Source organism: Cecembia lonarensis LW9 (genome assembly GCF_000298295.1).
GTDB lineage: Bacteria > Bacteroidota > Bacteroidia > Cytophagales > Cyclobacteriaceae > Cecembia > Cecembia lonarensis.
Genome location: NZ_AMGM01000193.1, coordinates 1 through 1,296, shown reverse-complemented (window position 1 = coordinate 1,296; position 1,296 = coordinate 1). Strand labels below are relative to the sequence as shown.

Below are 1,296 nucleotides of genomic sequence, written 5' to 3'. Positions count from 1 at the left end.
TGACTGCGCTCGTCAAGTTTTTGAGACAGCTTGATTGATTTTTCTTCTTACGCTGCTGCCAATTCATACTGCTGTTGGAACGCTGCCAATGCCATGACCGGCGACAGTCCCTGATTGTTGCTGTGGGGCCGGCGCCGGTTGTACCAATACTCGATGTATTCCATCACGGCCGTCCGTGCCGACAGATGGTTCGGGAAGTCGTAGTGGTGATACATCTCGGTCTTCAAATGCGAGAAGAAATTCTCGGCCACGGCATTGTCCCAACATATACCGGTCAATCCCATGGACTGGGTGATCTTGTTGCCCGCGCACCACTTCTGGAACTCCCCAGAGGTGTACTGCGAGCCTCTATCGGAATGAAAAATTACGCCGTCTGGATGAAGTCGGCCATGGTCACGTGCCATGCCCAGCGCGTTGATGATCAACGGCGTGCGCATGTTCGAATCCATGGACCAACCGACCACCATGCGCGTGGCTAAATCAATCACTGTGGCCAGATACAGCCATCCGGAACCGGTTTTCAGATAAGTGATGTCGCCAACTAGCCGTTTGCCTGGGATTTCGGAGGTGAAGTCCCGTTTCCCGTGCTCATCGAACATGTGGTTCTTGATGTGTTCGGTCCGTGCAGCGGGGTCAACGACGGTGGTTTTCTTCCATGCGCGCATCCGTCTGGCCCGCAATCCGGCTTCTTTCATGATCGAGCCCACGGTCCCGGCTGCGACCTTGATCCCGCGTTGGTTCAGCAGTTTGGTGAGCTGATCCCGGCCAGCCATCTGATCGGCGTCTTCAAATTCCTGAGCGACTTCGGTGCTTAGTTCTGAATGCCGCTTGGCGGTCGGTGTCAGGCCGGTGGGGTTCGACCACCGGTAATACGAGGCCCTAGAAATGCCGAGTCTCTGGCACATCCAGGTGATCGGGAAGAACGCCTTCTGTTGCTCGATGAACGCATAGAAATCTTCTACAGGTGCTTCGCGGCAAAGAAGGCGCTGGCTTTTCCCAAGAATTCATTCTCCCGTTTTAATGCGGCGTTTTCTGCCTGCAGGGCCTTGTACTTGGCCCATTCGACCGGACCTGGTTCATCTGCGCCGGCATCCGGGTGTTCGGCCTTCCATGCCCTCACCCAGTTACCCAATGTGCCTTCTTTGACACCCAAGTCGGTTGCCACGTCGTTGGTGGAACGTCCCGAGGAAATAACGAGTTCAACGGCTCCTGCTTTGAACTCTTCGGTAAATTTACGGCGATTCGACATGAAACTAATTCTCCTAAACCCTGTCTCAAATCACCATACGGGCGCAG

1 protein-coding gene is annotated in these 1,296 nt (G+C 54.8%); it reads right to left on the bottom strand.

Features of this window, described 5'->3' with window-relative positions:
* Positions 1-47: 47 nt before the first annotated feature.
* Positions 48-1,249 (bottom strand): IS3 family transposase gene (locus B879_RS23760; RefSeq protein ID WP_157231775.1). Its coding sequence is split into 2 segments (ribosomal slippage): positions 48-997 and positions 997-1,249, totalling 1,203 coding nucleotides; the frame shifts between segments, so codons are not numbered across the junction.
* Between the last annotated feature and the right edge of the window lie 47 nt (positions 1,250-1,296).